The sequence below is a fragment of the Candidatus Zixiibacteriota bacterium genome, from assembly GCA_036480375.1.
Taxonomy (GTDB): domain Bacteria; phylum Zixibacteria; class MSB-5A5; order GN15; family JAAZOE01; genus JAZGGI01.
The window spans coordinates 21,565-39,484 of sequence record JAZGGI010000027.1; the positions used below are offsets into that span (position 1 = coordinate 21,565).

The following is a 17,920-nucleotide window of genomic DNA, read 5'->3' on the forward strand; positions in this document are numbered from 1 at the left end:
ATGGCACACGTTACGGCCATTATCCCCGCCCGTTTGGCAAGCAAGCGGTTTTCTCGAAAGGTGCTTTATCCCTTGAAAGGAAAGCCGCTAATTTTTTATGTATGGAAGGCGGCGAGGAAATCAAAATATATAAATCAACTTTTTGTCGCCACCGACTCGACCGAAATCGGAGCGGCCGTTAATGCTTTCGGCGGGGCGGTTATTATGACTTCTAAAAATCCCCGCAACGGCACCGAAAGAACGGTTGAAGCGGTAAAAAACATGCGAACCGATATTGTCGTTAATATTCAAGCGGATAATATCGGACTAACGGCAAGTAATATTGATAGCGTTATCAAAGCTATGGCGGCCGACAAGAAAATTCAATTCGCCACTCTCGCGCAAAAAATCGAGGGAAAAGATTCTCGAAAAAAATTAAATAACATAAATGTCGTCAAGGTTATCGAGACCGCCGACGGTCATACCGGATGGTTTAGCCGCCATCCTATTCCTTTGGTCAAAGGCGCCGGGCGAAAAAATCCGACCGGAATTTATCCATATCTGGAGCATATCGGCGTATATTTTTTCAGGAAACAGGCTTTGATGGATTACAAAAAATGGCCGCGGGCAAAATCAGAGGCGGCCGAGTCATTGGAGCAACTGCGCATACTCGAAAACGGCGGGCGAATAAAGCTATTCAAAATCAGGCCTCGTATTTTACAGGTGGACAGCAAACAGACGTTGAAAATAATTGACAAATTGATAAAATAAATGGAGCGAAAAATTGTCTGAACGAAAAACAAAATACGTTTTTATTACCGGAGGGGTGGTGTCATCTTTGGGCAAAGGCATCGCCTCGGCATCGCTGGGGCTCATGTTAAAAAAGCGCGGCCTTTCGGTCAATATCTTAAAACTTGATCCTTATTTGAACGTCGATCCGGGTACCATGAATCCCTTTCAGCACGGCGAAGTTTACGTCCTTGATGACGGATCGGAAACTGACCTCGATCTCGGTCATTACGAACGCTTCGTCAACCAATCAATGACGAGTGACAATAACGTTACTTCCGGACAAATTTATCAGGCCATTATCGCCCGGGAACGCCGCGGCGATTACCTGGGCGCGACCGTTCAGGTTATTCCACATGTTACCAATGAATTAAAAGCGTCGATAAAGAAGCTGGAAAAAATCAACGGCAAGGTTGACGTGGTGATAGCCGAAATCGGCGGGACCGTGGGCGATATTGAATCATTGCCGTTCATGGAAGCCATCCGGCAGATTGGACTTGAAGGCGACGAACACGAGACCATGTTTATCCATCTTACCATGGTTCCTTACATTGAAACGGCCGGTGAATTGAAAACCAAACCGACCCAGCATTCGGTCAAAGCCCTCCGGGAAATCGGGATTCAACCACATTTGCTGCTGTGCCGAACTTCAAAACCGCTCGGGGATGATATTCGCAAAAAGATCGGCTTGTTTTGTTCGGTTCCGAGCAGCAATGTTATTGAGGCGATCGATGCCTCAACGATATATGAAGTCCCGCTGCTTCTTGAATCACATAAGTTCTCCGATTTGGTACTGAGGCAACTCGATATCGAAGCTCCTCCGGCGGATATGACCGAATGGGAAGAATTTGTCAATAAAATCAAAAATCCGACCAACCGTATAAAAATAGCTATATGCGGTAAATATGTTTATCTGAAAGACGCTTATAAATCAATCATCGAGGCTTTTGCCCACGCCGGAGCTGAAAACGATACCCGCGTTGATTTGATCTGGGTTTCCTCGGAAGATATCAAGCACGGTGGAGCGGCCAAATTCATGTCCGATGTTGACGGTCTTCTAATCCCCGGAGGATTCGGCGAGCGCGGCGTGGAAGGCAAAATCGAATCGATCCGATATGTTCGTGAAAATAATATTCCGTTTCTGGGCATTTGTCTGGGAATGCACTGCGCCGTTATCGAGTACGCCCGCAACGTATGCGGTTTGCAGGATGCCCATAGTTATGAATTTTATCGCGATCTGAAATATCCCGTCATTCATCTCATGGCCGACCAGGAAGAGATTACCGAAATGGGTGGCACGATGAGACTGGGCGCTTATCCTGCCGATGTAGTAGAAGGAAGCAGGACGCATAAGGCTTATGGTGAAACCAAAATCTCGGATCGCCATCGCCACCGCTACGAGCTCAATAATGAATACAGGGATATGTTGACCGGTGCGGGAATGAAACTGGCCGGAATCTCGCCCGACGGTAAGCTGGTCGAGATCGTTGAGGTTCCCGACCATGCCTGGTTTGTGGCGGTGCAGTTCCATCCGGAATTGAAATCCCGCCCCACCAAGGCGCATCCTTTGTTCCGCGATTTTGTCGCCGCTTCGGTCAAATACAATCACGATAAAAAAAAACGGATGGAATTAAAGCCTGAAAATTCAGTCGCGTAAATTCCCCTCATTATTATAGACAAAAAAACCGTCGCATTTCGTGGCGGTTTTTTTTATGCAGATCATAGAAAATAATAACCATCAGCAGAATATCCGTTAAGCCATGCGACAGCCAAAAACAGGCTGTTGCCTGTCATTCCCGAAAGTGAATCCCTGTCAGAGGTGAAGCGAGTCGGGAATCCAGAGTTATCCACATTTTTATTTATGGAAATTCCTTGTAATTTATTGTTTTGTTTTGGATTGCGGAGAATTGGGTTCGTTTTGTCCTTTTTCAGGCGAAGGCCTGTTTTCTGCTGTCGCATAGTTGACCTACCGTCGGTTCGCCGCTTCGCTAAGGAACCGACGGAACAGTGAGCAACTTCTAAAATGGGTTTGTTTCCTCAGAATAACGTTTTTGGTCATATCAAATCGATGGTGATTCAGGGCAGATGCAGGGGCGGCACAGCTCGCGAGCCGCCTTGAAAGCAAGCGTCGCCTGTGGCGACGAACTCTTACAGGCGATTGTATAGTTGCAATATACTCCATCTTACATATGTGGATGAATTCTGAAAATACATCGGATTGGTTGAATAATTGTAAATGCTCCATGCGGGAACCCACCGTCCCGCAAAAGCGGGACAATGGGCCACCCGTCTCCTTTTTGCAGTACCTATTTATTTTAGAACTTAGAAATTTAAGTCCGGCCCAAAACTTCCCATACAAAATTTTAAAACTCGTAGCTGCGTCCAGTTCACAACCAAACTGGTATATCATATACGGAATTATTGGTATATAAATGGCGATTAATTGTATTGGATAGGCTCAATTACTCCATGATACTAAGCTGTGGAATACTCAGTCAGTGGATAATTGAACACACCCCGTCCTCCTCCGACTAACGTCGTCGGAGTCCACCCCTCTCAAGAGGGGAAAATTTTACAGAGATATATTTCTTAACAAATCCTGACCACCACTTTCAAATAAGCCCTCTTTTCCAAAGATTATTCTTCCAGTACCTAAATAATTGATGAATTTTCTAAATATTGGATAGATAATTTGCGTTGATTTTAAATTAGTATCCTTTACTGTATGGCTAATAGAAAATTCAGTTTCCTTAAAAATTTTATCGATTTGACGATTAAGGAAAGTTTCATAAAAAGCTAAATTCCTGGTAGATGTAGTCCAAAGGACAATTTCGTATTCCGTCCCCAATTGATCGTAAAATTTGTTTATTATGGTTTTTAGTAGGCAACCTCCTAGAACTAGTAATTTCGCCAATACTTCCGGTCGATATACATAATTATTACCTTTAATATCCCAGCAGATTCCATCAGGATTGCCAGTGCAACTGCCGAATAATTCAATATATCCATTTTCGAAAATACTGTATGTCACTCGGGCAGATTGTTGAGATTTGCCAATAGAGCTGTAAGCACGAATACCATTAAGAAAATGTTCAAATAAACCAATTTCTGGATAAAGGCTTATTTCAGCGAAAACAGAACTATTGGAAATACTGTTCATGAAGTCCCTGGTAAATTCTAATTCCGGCCGTGCAAATCTATTTGGTATCATTGAAAGAACTAAATGGGGCCGGGGTGTATTATGCTCGATAAGTTCTGCCTTTCGCTTTTCCCAAAATCTTGTGACCTTGTCCACTTTGTATTCTTCAAAAAGAACCATGTCCTTTATCTCCTGAACGGACATTGGTAGATTATCAGTTCCAACTCGCTTCCAAAATCGCCAATGGTTTCCATGTTGTACCATGAATGGTTTGTTCGAACTATTCGGAACTATAATCGTGATGAAAGATTTATTATCGTCAAACGGAGTTATAAAAGTTTCCAAGTGATTAATAGGATGTTTTATACTATCCTTTGCGCACTTATTGATGTCTGATTCAAAATCTTTGGCATTTTCAACACCGATTAATTCTTTTGCCCTATGATCTTCATCGCTAATTCCAATGATAATAATTCCACCGTAGGCATTTGCCATTGCCGAGATGTCCTTTAATAATTCCTTTTTCCCTTTATCATTTTTTTTGTACATTTCTTGTTTAAATTCAAGCGTTATGGATTCTTCGGTTTTATCGGTCACCAATTCTTGAAAATCGGACAACTCAAAATCTTTAATATTTTTTCCCCTTAGTATCATATCATCATCCTTTCTTTTTCTCCTCCCGATACTTCCTGAAGGCGTGGAGGTAGGTGGCGATTTTGCGTTCGCGGCCTTTTTCGGTGGGGAAGTAGAATTTTCTGTTGGCGATATTATCGGGTAAAAACGTCTGGTCAACGAACGGGGTGTCGCTGTCGGGAGGATAAATGTATCCCTTGCCGTAGCCGACGTCTTTCATCAGTCGCGTCGGGGCGTTGCGGATGTGCATCGGGACGGGGAGGTTTTCGGATTTTTCGACTTCATCCATGACAGCTCCGAAGGCTTTGTAGGCCGAAACCGATTTTGGAGCCGATGCGAGATAGATGACGGCCTGCGCGATAGCCAGTTCGCCTTCGGGCGAGCCGAGGAAACGAAACGATTCGGTAGCCGACATACACAACGTCAGGGCGAATGGATCGGCCAGGCCAACGTCTTCGGATGCGAAACGGACGAGGCGTCTTAAGATATAGAGAGGCTGCTCGCCGCCTTTGAGCATCCGGGCCAGCCAATAGAGCGCGGCGTCGATATCGCCGCCGCGGATTGATTTGTGCATGGCGGAGATCAGATTGAAATGTTCTTCGGCCGATTTGTCGTAGATGATGTTGCGCTGGCCGATAATTTTTTTGAGAAGATCGTATCTGATTTCTTCGCCGTTACTGATATCTCCGGCGGCGGCTTCGAGAATAGACAGCGCCCGGCGAGCATCGCCGTCGGATTGTCCGGACAGGTAGTCGAGGCCTTTTTGTTCGATGGATAATTTTCGCTGGCCCAGCCCTTTTTCGCTGTCCTTGAGAGCTCGCATGATAATCGTTTTGATATGATCGGATGTGAGCCTTTCCAAAACGTAAACTCGAACGCGCGATAACAACGGAGTGATGATTTCGAAGGATGGGTTTTCGGTAGTAGCCCCAATCAAAGTAATCGAGCCGTCTTCAACATAAGGCAAAAAGGCATCCTGCTGAGCTTTGTTGAAGCGGTGAATTTCATCGATGAAAAGATGGGTTGAAGTGCCGTACATTTTTTTGCGTTTGCGAGCGCGGGCGATGACGTCTTTGAGTTCGCGGATAGATGATATGACGGCGGAGTACGGCAGAAAATCTCCGGGACATGAATTGGCTATCAGAAAGGCCAGAGTGGTTTTGCCGCTTCCCGGGGGACCCCAGAAAATCATCGAGCCGGAACGGCCTTCTTCGATAGCTCGGCGCAATGGAGTGCCGGGAGCGATAATTTTTTCCTGGCCGTAGAATTCATCGAGAGTCGAGGGGCGCATCCGGTTGGCCAGTGGCCGAGTTTCGGAAACTGCGTCCGGCGGCTGTTTTTTGTCTGAATTGAAAAAATCCATACCAAAATAATATAAGCATTTGGACGTTATTGGGACAGAGATCGGCATCACATTTTTCAATCAATTGTTCGGCAAAATTTCTTGACAAAAGTTAAGAACTTATATACCAACCTGTTAGGGCTTTTTAAGTTTCATCCAAAAAATAAAAAAAGTGTGAACCCTTTTTAAAATATACCGTATATTCAAAATATGACTGAGGGGTCATTTGTTGACTGAGAGGTAGGAAATGGAAAAGCCGACAGCGAAGAGGAAAGAGAGAGAAAAAGAAGCGCGGAAGCATTCGATACTTGAAGCGGCGGCGCGGGTTTTCTCTCGGAAGAATTTTGGCGAGGCGACCCTGGATGAAATCGCGATCGAGGCAGAACTGTCGAAAGGCACTCTTTACAATTACTTCAAGGATAAACAGGACCTGTTTGATTCGCTGATGGATCACGGGCATGAACATTTTTTGCTATGTTTTGAAGAAGCGATTGGGAAAAGCAAAAGCATAGAGAGTCTTATCGGGAATCTGTTTACCAATTTTATCGGGACGTTGTTTGAACATCATTACCTGGTGCGGATGATATTGACTTCAGGCATGTGTAGTTCCGATGGCGATTGCTCAGAGGTTATTATTGACTGGCATCGGAGAATCGAAGCGGCGACGCAAAAAATCGCGGATGCGTTTGGAGATTTGGATGAGGGAAAAGACATACCTTATGATGACAGGCTTTCTGCTGCGGTTATGATAATTGCCGTATCTCGTTACCTGTTTTTGATTCATGTTCGGGAAGAATATGAAAACAGATTGAAAAGTGAAATTGAAAACTACACTCGGCTTATCAGCCGGGGGCTAAATATAGAGAGGGATGCATGAAAATAGTTGGAGTGTTAATGGCGCTTATAATATGTGCGCCGATTATCAATGCGGAAACGATTACGCTATCTCGTGAGAAAGCGGTCAAGCTGGCTCTGGAAAGAAATGAGCAGTATAAGTCGGCTTTACTTGAACGCGAGAGGATACAGGGCCAGTATGTTGAGGCTCGTTCGGGGGCGTTTCCACGGATAACATTTGACGGTTCATATCTGCGCAATATTGATTTGCAGTCTTCGGTGTTGACGATGGAAAATAAAGATACCGGCAAGTTGGAAACGTTTAATCTCAAATTTGGGACGCCGCATAATTACTCGTTTGGGTTCAGCTTATATCAGCCGTTGTACGCGGCGGGAAAAGTCGGTACGGCAATAAAAATCGCCAAATACGGTTTTGCCTATACCGATGAATCGATTCGGGTGGCCGGTCATGATGTCGCGACCGAAGCCGATAAAGCTTATTTGGATGCGGTGGCTGCCAACGAAGCGGCGCAGGTTTTTCGTGATGCCGAGCTGGTGGCGCAGGCCAATCTGGAGGTCGTGGAAAAATTATATAATGAGGGGCAGACATCGGAGTATGAACTTTTGAGGGCTCAGGTACAGGCGGCCAACACGCAGCCGGATAGAATCCGGGCGGAGAACGACGCTGATCTGGCGATGAACTATCTGAAAAATATTTTGGCTCTCGAACCGGAAACGAGAATTGAATTAGGCTCGACAATTGAGGAAATTTCGATTCCTGAGTTGAAGATGGATGATTTGATATCCGAAGCGATTGCCAATCGTCCCGAAATATCTCAAAGCCGGGAAATGATGAATATAAACAAGAAGTTGATATCGATCGCGAAGAGCGGTTATAAACCGGATATTGGCATCAACAGCCGGCTGCAATGGGATAGTTTTAAGGATGCTATCGGTAAGACATCGATTGCCGGGGATTCATGGTACCGGTCGTGGAATGTGGAGGTAGTGCTGAGCTGGCCGATATTTTCCGGATTTGAAACGGGCGGCAAAGTTCAGCAGGCCAAGGTTGATTATAATCAGAGCCGGCTGACCAACAGTCAGTTAACACGCCAGATTCAACTGGAAGTCCGCGACGCGGTCGGGAAAGTAAATGAGGCCCGGCAACGAGTGGAAGCGTTGGGCGAAACCGTGGAACAGGCCGAACGGGGACTTTCCATCGGAGAAGTTCGTTTTGAAAACGGAATCGGAACACAGCTTGAACTTTTGGATTCACAGGTCGCTTTGACAATGGCCCGGGTGAACCGGGTCGCGGCTTTGCATGATCTGGCCGTTGCGGTTAGCGCATTGCGGCGGGCTGTTGGAAGGGACTGGGGGACACAATGGTAAAGGATAGAAAAATGAGATTTTTGAAGATAGCGTTTATTTTGACGGCATTGGTAATTGTAGCGGGATGTCTGGAGCAGGAAACAAATGAGATTGCCGAGGCTCCTCCGGTCATGGTCGTGACCGAAAAGGCGACTGTCGATGATTTTTCCCGGACAATAAAAGTCGGGGGGACTTTGAAAGGTGATCGGCAAGCCAGGATACTATCTAAAGTGATCGGCACGGTTATTGATATTCCGGTCAGAACCGGACAGGCGGTTAGAAAAGGCGATATGCTGGTGAAGCTCGACCGCGGCGGTGTACAATCGCAATACAATCAGGCGGAAGCGGTTTACCTTAATGCCGAAAAGCAGTTTAACAAGATGGAACGGCTATTCGCGGCCGGAGCCATTTCCGAATCGCAGCGGGACGCGGCCGAGACTGAATATAAAGTTGCCAAAGCCAATTTCGAGTCTGCTCGGCAGGCGATTGAAATCAAGGCTCCGTTTGACGGCGTTGTCGTTGATATTCCGGTACGAGCTGGAAATGAAGTGGCGCAGGGATTGCCGCTTATAGAAATCGCTAATGTTTCGGCGTTGCGGCTCATTCTCGACGTGCCGACGATTCAGGTAGGCATAATAAAGACCGGACAGAAAGTAATAGTCAGCTCATCTCAGGATAATATGACCGCAATGACCGGAACGGTTATCAGCGTGGCTGACGCGGCCGATTGGGAAACGAGGAGTTTTGAGGTTGAATGCCGTTTTGACGAGCCGATAAAAGGATTCGCGCCGGGCGTTTATGTGATTGCTGAGGTCGAAATTGAGATCCTATCCAATGCTTTACTGGTTCCCAATGATGCTATCTTATATAGGAGTGGGGAAGTCTCAGTTTATGCGGTCTATTCGGATACCGCGCGATTAATTTCGGTTTTGGTGTTGGCCGGTGGAGAAAGCTACAGCGCGATTGAGGGTCAGATTCAACCGGATGATCGGGTGGTGGTTTTGGGACATAAAATGCTGACTCCGGGAGCAAAGGTTCAGGAGGCGACGCAATGATACTTGCTGATATATCGATTAAGCGTCCGGTCTTCGCGACCATGATGACGCTGGCCCTGATGGTTCTGGGGGTGACGTCGTACATGGCCCTGTCGGTGGACCTGTTTCCCGACGTGAATTTCCCGTTTGTTGTTATATCGGTTGTTTATCCGGGGGCCAGCGCGGAAGCGGTCGAGCTGGATATTACCAAGAAAGTTGAGGATGCCTGTAACACTATCGGGGGAGTTAAACATATTGAATCGACCTCGTATGAGGGATATTCGCTGACAGTGATTCAGTTCACATTGGAAACCGATGAGCTGGACGCGGCGGCGGACGTGCGAGATAAAATTACCAATATTCGGCCCGATTTGCCGGATGATATTGAAGAGCCGCTGATTCAAAGATTCGATCCCGAAGCTCAGCCGATTATTTCTCTGGCCATTTCGGGATCGCAACCTCTCCGGGATTTGACTGATTATGTCGATGATAATATTCGTCCGCGGGTGGAGAATGTGTCGGGAGTTGGCGAAGCGAGTATTGTCGGAGGTGCGGTTCGTGAAATTCAGGTCCGCTTGAAACCGGATCGGCTGCGAGCGCTGGACTTGACTCCCTCGGATATAGCTTTTAAGCTTCAGCAGGCAAATATGGAGTTGCCCGCCGGCCGGATGGTTGACGGAGATCGCGATTGGGTCGTACGGACGATGGGTCGGTTTAATTCAGTGCAGGAAATTCGGGATTTGGTTGTGCTTACACTGAATGGCCGATTGGTGCGATTGGAAGAGGTGGCCGACGTGATTGACACCGAAGTCGAGCCGACATCCACTTCACGACTTAATGGACGGCCTTTGGTCGGTCTTGATATTCGTCGTCAATCGGGAGCCAACACGGTTGAGGTGGCTCGTGAGATCAAAGAAGAAGTTAAAGAGATTGAAAAGGATTTGCCGGCTGGAATGACTATCGTTCTCGCTCGGGATGATTCGGTTTTTATCGAAGAATCGATTGATGATGTTCTGATAAATATTGTGTATGGCGGTTCGCTGGCGATTCTGGTTATCTTTTTGTTCCTCTCGAATTTCCGCGCTACGATAATCAGCGGGATCGCGATCCCGACGTCGATTATCGCAACCTTTACGCTGATGCGGATGCTTGGTTTCACCATCAATTTTATGACGCTTCTGGGCTTGTCGCTTGCTGTCGGACTGCTCATCGATGACGCTATCGTGGTAATAGAAAATATCTATCGGCACATGGAGATGGGTAAAAAACCGATGAAAGCGGCCGGGGAAGCAACCGGTGAGATTGGCCTGGCGGTTTCGGCAACGACGTTTTCGATTATGGTCGTGTTTCTACCGGTGGCGTTTATGAGCGGGATTGTCGGGCAATTTTTCTATTCGTTTGGAATGACGGTTGCGTTCGCGATTCTGGTTAGTTTGTTTATCGCTTTTACCCTGACGCCGATGATGTCATCGATCTATTTGAAACCCCAGGTTGAGGTTATGAAATCAAAAATTTATAAACGACTCCGGGGTTGGAACCGACTTTTTGACAGATTGGAAAAGAAATGGTATCGCCCGGCTTTGCGCTGGTCGATTTCTTACCGCTGGCTGGTTTTACTTATGGCGGGAGTGGCTTTCGCGTTTAGTATATTTATGGCGATGTTTGTTATTGGTTCGGAATTTATGCCGCAGGCGGACGAAGGGCTCGTTTCGGTAACGTTCCAGGGGAGACCGGGCAATAATCTGCAGGCGACTATCAAAGATATCGAACCGGTGGAACAGATGCTGATGGAGTTTGATGAAGTTTCGAGTATTCTGACTTCAATCGGGGCCGGGTCCAATCCGGTTTATTACGGTTCGATCACCATGAGGTTGGTCGATCAATCGGAGCGGGAATTGCATGCTCAGGAGATTGCCGGGATTATCCGCGAAAAACTGAAAGACTATCCCGGATTTTTCTTTACCGCGGCGTTGGGAACTTCAGACCCAGGCGGTCAGGAGCAACCGATTATGTATTCGATTCGCGGGCCGGATCGGGATAAGTTGAATGAATACGCCGAAGAACTAATGGAAAAGATTAAGCATACTCCCGGACTGGTTGATTTGAAATCATCCGAAGAAAGCGGCAAGCCGGAGCTTCAGATTGAATTGAATCGTGATTTGATCTCTGACCTGGGTATCAGCGTCGCCGATGTAGCCATGACGATGAGGACATTTATCGACGGCGATAAGGTTAGCCGATTCAAAGACGGCGACGAGGAGTACGATATCCGGTTGCAGGTGGCCGAGAAGTATCGTCAGGATAAGAATAATCTGTCGCTTCTGGCAGTACCGTCAACCAAGGAAATACCGGAACGGGATCGGTTCAGCGTTCCTCTGGGGCAAATAGCTGAAATTAAGACAGCAACCGGGCCGTCAGAAATCAAACGATATGACCGGGTTCGCGAAGTTCGAGTTTCAGGCGGATCATCGGGGCGTCCAACGGGTAATATTCGGGCCGATATCCAGCCGGTAATTAATTCGATGGCGCTGGATCCCGGGTATAGTATTGGAGCCGTAGGTGAGGCCGAATTTATGGAGGAATCATTTTCGGAAATCGGAATGGCCCTGATTCTGGCGGTAATCTTTATTTATCTGGTGCTGGCGAGTCAGTATAACAGTTTTTCCGATCCGTTGTCGATTATGGTTTCGCAACCATTGGCGATTGTGGGAGCCATGATTAGCCTGTGGATATTTAATACCGCCTTTTCGATAATGTCGCTGATTGGAATTGTGCTGTTGATGGGGCTGGTGACCAAAAACGCTATTTTGCTTATTGATTTTACCAAGCAGAGGCGCGAGCGGGGCGAAAAGCGGAATGTCGCTTTGCTTAAAGCCGGTCAGATTCGTTTTCGGCCAATTATGATGACGGCTCTGTCAACAATCGGCGGCGTGCTGCCTCTGGCTCTGGCGATCGGCTCGGGCGCCGAGTTCCGGGCTCCGATTGCACGGGCGGTAATTGGTGGTATGATTTCATCGACGGTTCTGACTTTGATAGTGATTCCCGTGGTTTATACTTTTATTGATGATTTGGCACATGGAAATTTCAGGCAGTTATTCCAAAGTTACAAGTGGGATAAGGTAGAAATTCCGGAAGATATAAAGGTCGAAGTTTAAGATATAAAAAAAGGCGAGTCGTTTACGGATCGCCTTTTCTTCTATATTATTTTTTCCAAAAATCAGACGCTGAATATTCGCAGTCCGGTTTGTTTTCTGTGATGACTAATAAAGTTATCGATTCCGGCGATAAGTCCGATTGTCATTGCCGTAAATAAGACCATCAGGGGCAGTTTGCCAAATTCGGAAAGTTTGTTTTCCAGCCAGGTAAAGGATGCTCCATAATTGCTTTCTGGAGCCGAGAATGAGTTTATTAAGCCGGAGAAAATATGTTCAAAATTGATAAAATAAATCGCGGCACTAATTACAATGAGGGCAAAGGCTGCGGCGATAAATTTCTCCTGGAATATGAAAAACTTTGAGTTTTCTTTGGTCTCAATTTGATTTAATTCAGGTATTTTCCCAATAACGGCATCGACAAAATCAGGAGAGAGCTGAATTTCAGGCTCTTCCGATAGACCGGAGATAACAGCCTTATAATCGGTTAACGCCTGCCGACATTTTGGGCAGGTATTCAGATGGAAGGCGGTTTCATCATCCAAAATTAAATTGCGATCGAGGAATTCCTGAATTCGTTCTTCTGTCAAATGATCTCGGTTCACAGTTCCTCCCGATTATATTTGGCCAGTAATCTGTCTTTTAACATCCGCCGGGCTCGAAAAAGATAACTTTTTACGGTTCCTTCCGGCATTTTCATTATATCGGCGATTTCGGCGTAACTCATCTCATCAATATGATATAAAGTTACGATCGTCCGATAAACCGGCGGGATATTATCAATCTCCTGTCTTAATATAGCGGAAATATCCTTTTGCGCAAACTGATAATCAGGTCTTTTTGTTTCGCCATCGGCCGGTTCAAACGATTTATTTTCGTCTCCCAAATCTTCATAAAACGGAAGTTTCTTTTTTTCCAGGAAGTTAAGGCAGGTCGTATATGCTATTCTCGCGATCCAGGTTGAGAGCTTGCAATCAAACCGGAAATTTCCGAGATTCTGGTACACTTTAATAAAAACCTCCTGACAAATATCTTCCTGATCCGACTCCCGTTTTATCATTCGATAAACTATATGACTGACAAGGCGTTGGGTTTGATTTATCAAATCGCGGAAGGCCGCTTTATTTCCGGCCAAGATGCTGTCAACCAACTTTTTTAAATCAATCATATATCGTCACCCTATTTGACAGAATAAGAAAGCAAAAGTTGCAGAAAATATGAAGATAAAAAATTGCAACAATTGCGGGAGATATCGGTCTGATGGTGTAGAAAGCAAAATTAAATGTAAAGGAGAAAACAATGCAGAATCCTGAAATAATAATAGTACCGGTAGTATTCGGAGTTGTCGCATATATGATAAAACTCTGGCTCGACTATCTTTTGAAATCAAAGCTAATCAATCGAGGGATGGTTGATGAGAAGGTTAAGTTTTTGAATTTCAACGGCCACGAGAGATATGCTCCTACTTCGTTAAAATGGGGATTGGTTTTCGTTTTGGTCGGTATCAGCCTTTTGGTGATTCAGGCTTTCCCGGGATATGTTGAAACCGAATTTATTTTCGGCATGATGCTGATAGCCGCCGGGGCCGGACTCTTGATTTACTACTTTGTGGCCAGTTCGCTCAGAAAAAAGCATCTGGAATCACATCCGGAGCAAAAGACAGAATAAGCACGAATTAGTAAAAAACCTGTTTACGCTATATATACTTTTGCCTCGCCCAGGGAATCCCCAGTTCCCCGGGCATTTTTTATTCACAAACAACCGGCAAAAATATCAATCTCAAAAGTCTCATATCCAAATGTCTGCCGTTTATCGTTGCCGTATCGTTTGTGATTTTTATTTGGCATTAAACATAAACCATAGTTAATTCGTCTATATCAAACACGGCCACCTCTCACTTTAGGCTGTGAAAATTCATATTCCGAGAAAAAAAGACTTTGCGATAAGGGAAAGTATGTTATATTTATTAATATAAATTAACCTGAGGGGTATTGCTATGGGGAAATATCAGTTTACGGTAAGACTATTTTTGGCGGCTATTGTTATGCTGATGGCTGGGTTTTTGTTAGCCGCCGATGAAGGGGGATATTCAAAGAATTCTGAGGATAAGGTTTCCTTAAATGATCAGACTATATTGCCCGGAGATCCGCGAAAGGTCGCCGTTCATGATGCTGGGAAATTTTATACAACGATATACGAGACCAATATTGGTTTAAATGGAGCGGGGAATTCGGTAGATCCTGAAACCGGGGAATTACTGAAGCCGCTGACATATCCGAAGGGGAGTGATCTGAAGTATGCCTATGTCGGATCTTTGTGGATTGGCGGCGTTGCAGATAGTGATTCATTTGTCACAGTTGGTGATGATGGATGGATTGGGGATAGAGAACTTTTTCCTGAAGATTATATACGCGGAAATACATATCGCACCGGTAATTATGCCGATGATGAATTTATTTCAACCGTAGTTGATACATTTTATGGTAGCGAAGGGCCAACTTTTTATCATAGACCTCTGGGACTTGAAGTTGTGCACCGGACTTATAGCTGGAGCGATCCGCTTTATGATGATTTTGTGATAATGGAATATACTATTACCAATATTCAGGATAAAAATATAACAGACGGCTGGGCAGGGATATTTTTGGATGCAGATGTGAATCATATTTCATTCAATCAATCCGGTTATATGGATGATTGTGCCGGAACGTTGGAGGTTGGCTTAAACGATAATGTTCCCAGTCAGAAATCATTAATTGCCTATATTATGGATAATGATGGTGATCCGATTAGATCGGGCGGTGAACTTGTCTGGGATTACAGATCTCCGCGCGGAGCAATTTCCGTCAGATTACTTGAAGCAAGTTTTGATGTGGAGCGGATTAATTTCAACTGGTGGTGCAGTAGTGGTAACCCTGATGATGGAATTTTTGGCCCTCGTCAACTGGGTAATTATTGGCCAAGTCCTTCCGCATCATCCTATTGGAGATTGGACCAACGCAAATATGACGATTTGTCATATCCAGAAATCGATTATAATCAGTTGGAAACGAATCTATTTGATACCACGAATGGCTGGAGGAATCCACCTGTTGAAACCGCAATTGATGTAGCGGATGGATGTGATACGAGGTTTTTATTATCGTTCGGGCCGTTTGATTTGCCTCCGGGAGATTCGGTGACGTTTGCCGTGGCTCTGGTGGCGGCCGATAACGTGCATGCCAATCCTGATGATTTTGCCAATTTTTACGAAATGTATGATCCAATTCCATTTGAAAAGAGTTTGGATTTTTCGGAATTGATTTTGCATCATCGCCGGGCGGAGCAAGTATATAAATCCGGTTTGAAGAAACCGACCCCGGGACCGCCACAGGGGATGAAGATTGTCGATTATGACGATGATTACGTTGATCTAACCTGGAATGCGAGCATAAGGCCAGATTTGGCCGGATACAATCTTTATTCTCGCGATAAAACCTATAATGGTGAATGGCAAAAATTCAATAGCTATTTAATGATGGATACTATCTGTCGATTTGACGTCCCATATTCAACAAATGAATACGATTGGGCGGTAAGTTTGAGCGACCGGCGTCATCGGGAATCGGGGTTGTCTCTGCCGGTGAGCTTGACTCCGGCTCGCCCTCATCCGGTAAAAGAATTCTCAATTTCCGTGATTGATGCTGTTCCGGTACTATCATGGACGCCTTCGGTTGATTCGGCCAATGTGGAATTTGTTGTTTATCGCGGAGAGCGTGGAGATTCGTTATATCCTTATGATTTGACCTCAGAACATTCATATAGAGATTACAATGTCGTATCCGGAGACAGATATTACTATTCGGTAGCGGTGAAAAACGAGCTCGGGTTGGAGTCGTTGTTAAGCGATATCTTATATGCAATTCCGATGGCGATGAACGAGGGAATATTATTGTGTGATTTTAATGGCTGGTCTCATTCTCAGACCGGTCCGTTCTACACTTCTTATCTGGAAACGCTTTATAATAACGCCTTATCCCGGCTGCCGTCGCGGATGGAAATGTACGACCGATTTTATCACACCATCAACGAATTCGCCGACTACAATATTCTTATATTTGATTCCGAATCGAGATGGAACCTGATTGATCCCAGGGCATTTGACGACCTGCGGACATATTTTGACGGCGGCGGCAAAGCGATTATTATTAGTTCGATTTTCAGATCTCCTTCGGATGAAACCATTACCTGGACATTCGATGATAATGACTTCTTCAAACAATACTTAAAACTTGACGGTCTTGTTACCAACGCTCTTGTATTCGATGGAGCGTATTTCTACGGGGATTTGATGGGATGTGCGTCGCTTCATTCGGATTATGAAGACATTTTGGCCGATACCGCCAAGCTGACGGCGTCGCAATTGCCAATCAGCGGTTATATCCCGATGACCGGGTATTTGATTCCTACCGAAGAAGCCGAGCCGATATATTCATACATATCATCCGACGCCGATACGGTTCATCATGGCGCAGTTAATGGTATTCGCTATTTGGGCGATGATTATCAGTTTGTCCTGTTGAATTTTCCTCTGACTTTGATGGATGGTGAGACGGCCGTGGCGGTTTTGCACCGGGCTCTTATGGATATGGGGATTGATGTTCTTTGCGGCGATGCCAATGGCGACAACCGGACTGACGTAGCCGATGCCGTCACGCTATTGCATTATCTGTTTCGAGGCGGATCGCCGCCTTCTGATGAAGCGCATGCTGATGTTGATTGCGATGGAGAAATAGTATTAGCCGATGCAATTATGATAATAAATTTCATATTCCGTGACGGTGCTCTTTTGAAGTGCTGCCAGAATTGATTATTTTCTACCTATTATGACAAGCTGAGTGGCCCAGGCAATACCGATTTTATTTATGCGATTGCGGAGAGTATTACCCTCATCTATGAGGGTTTTATGATCCGACTGACCGTTTAACTTTTCCAAATATTCGTCAATGACATTATTGATATATTGGATCGTATCTTTGTCCTGGGGGTCGGTATCGGGATCGACGTAATCGTAGAAATCAAGCGAAGAAAGACTCAGGATTTCGACATAACTGATAATCTCATTTTTTGTCATGGTTTGGTTATGAGTGATGCCCTCCAGCCGATTTATTTTGGCCCACCAATGATGCAAATCAACATGGTTTAACTGGAGCTGGCTTTGATTGTCGCGAATCATTTCGGCAACTATAAAGGTTCCCCCCGGCCGGAGGATTCGCATCATTTCATTCAGCGTTTCATTGATGTTGCCCAGATGATGGAGGGAATTGCAAATGGCAACCGTGTCAAAACTATCATCATCAAAGGTCAGTTTGGCCCCATCCATTTGGGCAAATGAGATATTTTTGCCTTCGTATTTTTCCCTGGTCTTATTGAATTTAGATTCAACAATATCGATGCCGATTATTTCATCAAAGGCCGGTAATCTGTCGGTTAGTAATTCTATAAACCCGCCCTCGCCGGTGGCGACATCCAGAATCTTCCCGCCGGCGATTTGGGAAAAGGGATAATCAATTTCCTTCATTTTTGGCTCCTCGGCGCCGCTCCAGTTGTTATATACGTGATAATTTATGAATTGATTCATGAGAAAATGATAATAGAAGAAATAAGAAAT

Annotated in this window: 14 protein-coding genes; 8 read left to right on the forward strand and 6 right to left on the reverse strand. The window is 45.4% G+C overall.

Annotation, left to right across the window (positions count from 1 at the left end; all coding sequences use genetic code 11):
* Both kdsB and V3V99_08135 read left to right on the forward strand, forming a co-directional pair.
* Positions 1 to 750, forward strand: coding sequence for a 3-deoxy-manno-octulosonate cytidylyltransferase (gene kdsB, locus V3V99_08130; GenBank protein ID MEE9442622.1), 750 nt, complete (start codon positions 1 to 3; stop codon positions 748 to 750).
* 13 nt (positions 751 to 763) lie between these two features.
* On the forward strand, positions 764 to 2,425 hold the full coding sequence (locus V3V99_08135) for a CTP synthase (GenBank protein MEE9442623.1): 1,662 nt from the start codon (positions 764 to 766) through the stop codon (positions 2,423 to 2,425).
* A 62-nt stretch (positions 2,426 to 2,487) separates the two neighbouring features.
* On the opposite strand, the gene V3V99_08140 is transcribed toward V3V99_08135, so the two are convergent.
* The 3 genes from V3V99_08140 to V3V99_08150 form a co-directional block, all read right to left on the reverse strand.
* Positions 2,488 to 2,727: a hypothetical protein gene (locus V3V99_08140; GenBank protein MEE9442624.1), complete on the reverse strand. Its 240-nt coding sequence runs from the start codon at positions 2,725 to 2,727 to the stop codon at positions 2,488 to 2,490.
* A gap of 613 nt (positions 2,728 to 3,340) precedes the next feature.
* Positions 3,341 to 4,561, reverse strand: a complete 1,221-nt coding sequence (locus V3V99_08145) for an ATP-binding protein (GenBank protein MEE9442625.1) — start codon at positions 4,559 to 4,561, stop codon at positions 3,341 to 3,343.
* A 4-nt stretch (positions 4,562 to 4,565) separates the two neighbouring features.
* Positions 4,566 to 5,903, reverse strand: a complete 1,338-nt coding sequence (locus V3V99_08150; GenBank protein MEE9442626.1) for a replication-associated recombination protein A — start codon at positions 5,901 to 5,903, stop codon at positions 4,566 to 4,568.
* 226 nt (positions 5,904 to 6,129) lie between these two features.
* Here V3V99_08150 and V3V99_08155 point away from each other — a divergent pair, with 226 nt between their 5' ends.
* The 4 genes from V3V99_08155 to V3V99_08170 are packed head-to-tail and all read left to right on the forward strand — an operon-like array spanning position 6,130 to position 12,273.
* Complete coding sequence (locus tag V3V99_08155) at positions 6,130 to 6,759, forward strand: TetR/AcrR family transcriptional regulator (protein ID MEE9442627.1); 630 nt, start codon at positions 6,130 to 6,132, stop codon at positions 6,757 to 6,759.
* Positions 6,756 to 8,105, forward strand: a complete 1,350-nt coding sequence (locus tag V3V99_08160; GenBank protein MEE9442628.1) for a TolC family protein — start codon at positions 6,756 to 6,758, stop codon at positions 8,103 to 8,105. The genes V3V99_08155 and V3V99_08160 overlap by 4 nt, the downstream gene beginning before the upstream one ends.
* On the forward strand, positions 8,099 to 9,139 hold the full coding sequence (locus tag V3V99_08165; GenBank protein ID MEE9442629.1) for an efflux RND transporter periplasmic adaptor subunit: 1,041 nt from the start codon (positions 8,099 to 8,101) through the stop codon (positions 9,137 to 9,139). The genes V3V99_08160 and V3V99_08165 overlap by 7 nt, the downstream gene beginning before the upstream one ends.
* Positions 9,136 to 12,273, forward strand: coding sequence for an efflux RND transporter permease subunit (locus V3V99_08170; protein MEE9442630.1), 3,138 nt, complete (start codon positions 9,136 to 9,138; stop codon positions 12,271 to 12,273). Before V3V99_08165 ends, V3V99_08170 begins: the two co-directional genes overlap by 4 nt.
* A gap of 62 nt (positions 12,274 to 12,335) precedes the next feature.
* Here V3V99_08170 and V3V99_08175 read toward each other — a convergent pair whose 3' ends face one another.
* Both V3V99_08175 and V3V99_08180 read right to left on the reverse strand, forming a co-directional pair.
* Complete coding sequence (locus V3V99_08175) at positions 12,336 to 12,875, reverse strand: hypothetical protein (GenBank protein MEE9442631.1); 540 nt, start codon at positions 12,873 to 12,875, stop codon at positions 12,336 to 12,338.
* Positions 12,872 to 13,438, reverse strand: a complete 567-nt coding sequence (locus V3V99_08180; GenBank protein MEE9442632.1) for a sigma-70 family RNA polymerase sigma factor — start codon at positions 13,436 to 13,438, stop codon at positions 12,872 to 12,874. The genes V3V99_08175 and V3V99_08180 overlap by 4 nt, the downstream gene beginning before the upstream one ends.
* Positions 13,439 to 13,569: 131 nt before the next feature.
* Here V3V99_08180 and V3V99_08185 point away from each other — a divergent pair, with 131 nt between their 5' ends.
* Positions 13,570 to 13,938 carry a DUF6249 domain-containing protein gene (locus V3V99_08185; protein MEE9442633.1) on the forward strand — a complete coding sequence of 123 codons (369 nt, stop codon included), beginning with the start codon at positions 13,570 to 13,572 and terminating at the stop codon, positions 13,936 to 13,938.
* Positions 13,939 to 14,266: 328 nt separating this feature from the next.
* Positions 14,267 to 17,119 carry a dockerin type I repeat-containing protein gene (locus V3V99_08190; GenBank protein ID MEE9442634.1) on the forward strand — a complete coding sequence of 951 codons (2,853 nt, stop codon included), beginning with the start codon at positions 14,267 to 14,269 and terminating at the stop codon, positions 17,117 to 17,119.
* Here V3V99_08190 and V3V99_08195 read toward each other — a convergent pair whose 3' ends face one another.
* Entirely contained in the window at positions 17,120 to 17,890 is a 771-nt protein-coding gene (locus tag V3V99_08195) for a class I SAM-dependent methyltransferase (GenBank protein MEE9442635.1), read from the reverse strand. It abuts the gene before it with no gap.
* Positions 17,891 to 17,920: the final 30 nt, after the last annotated feature.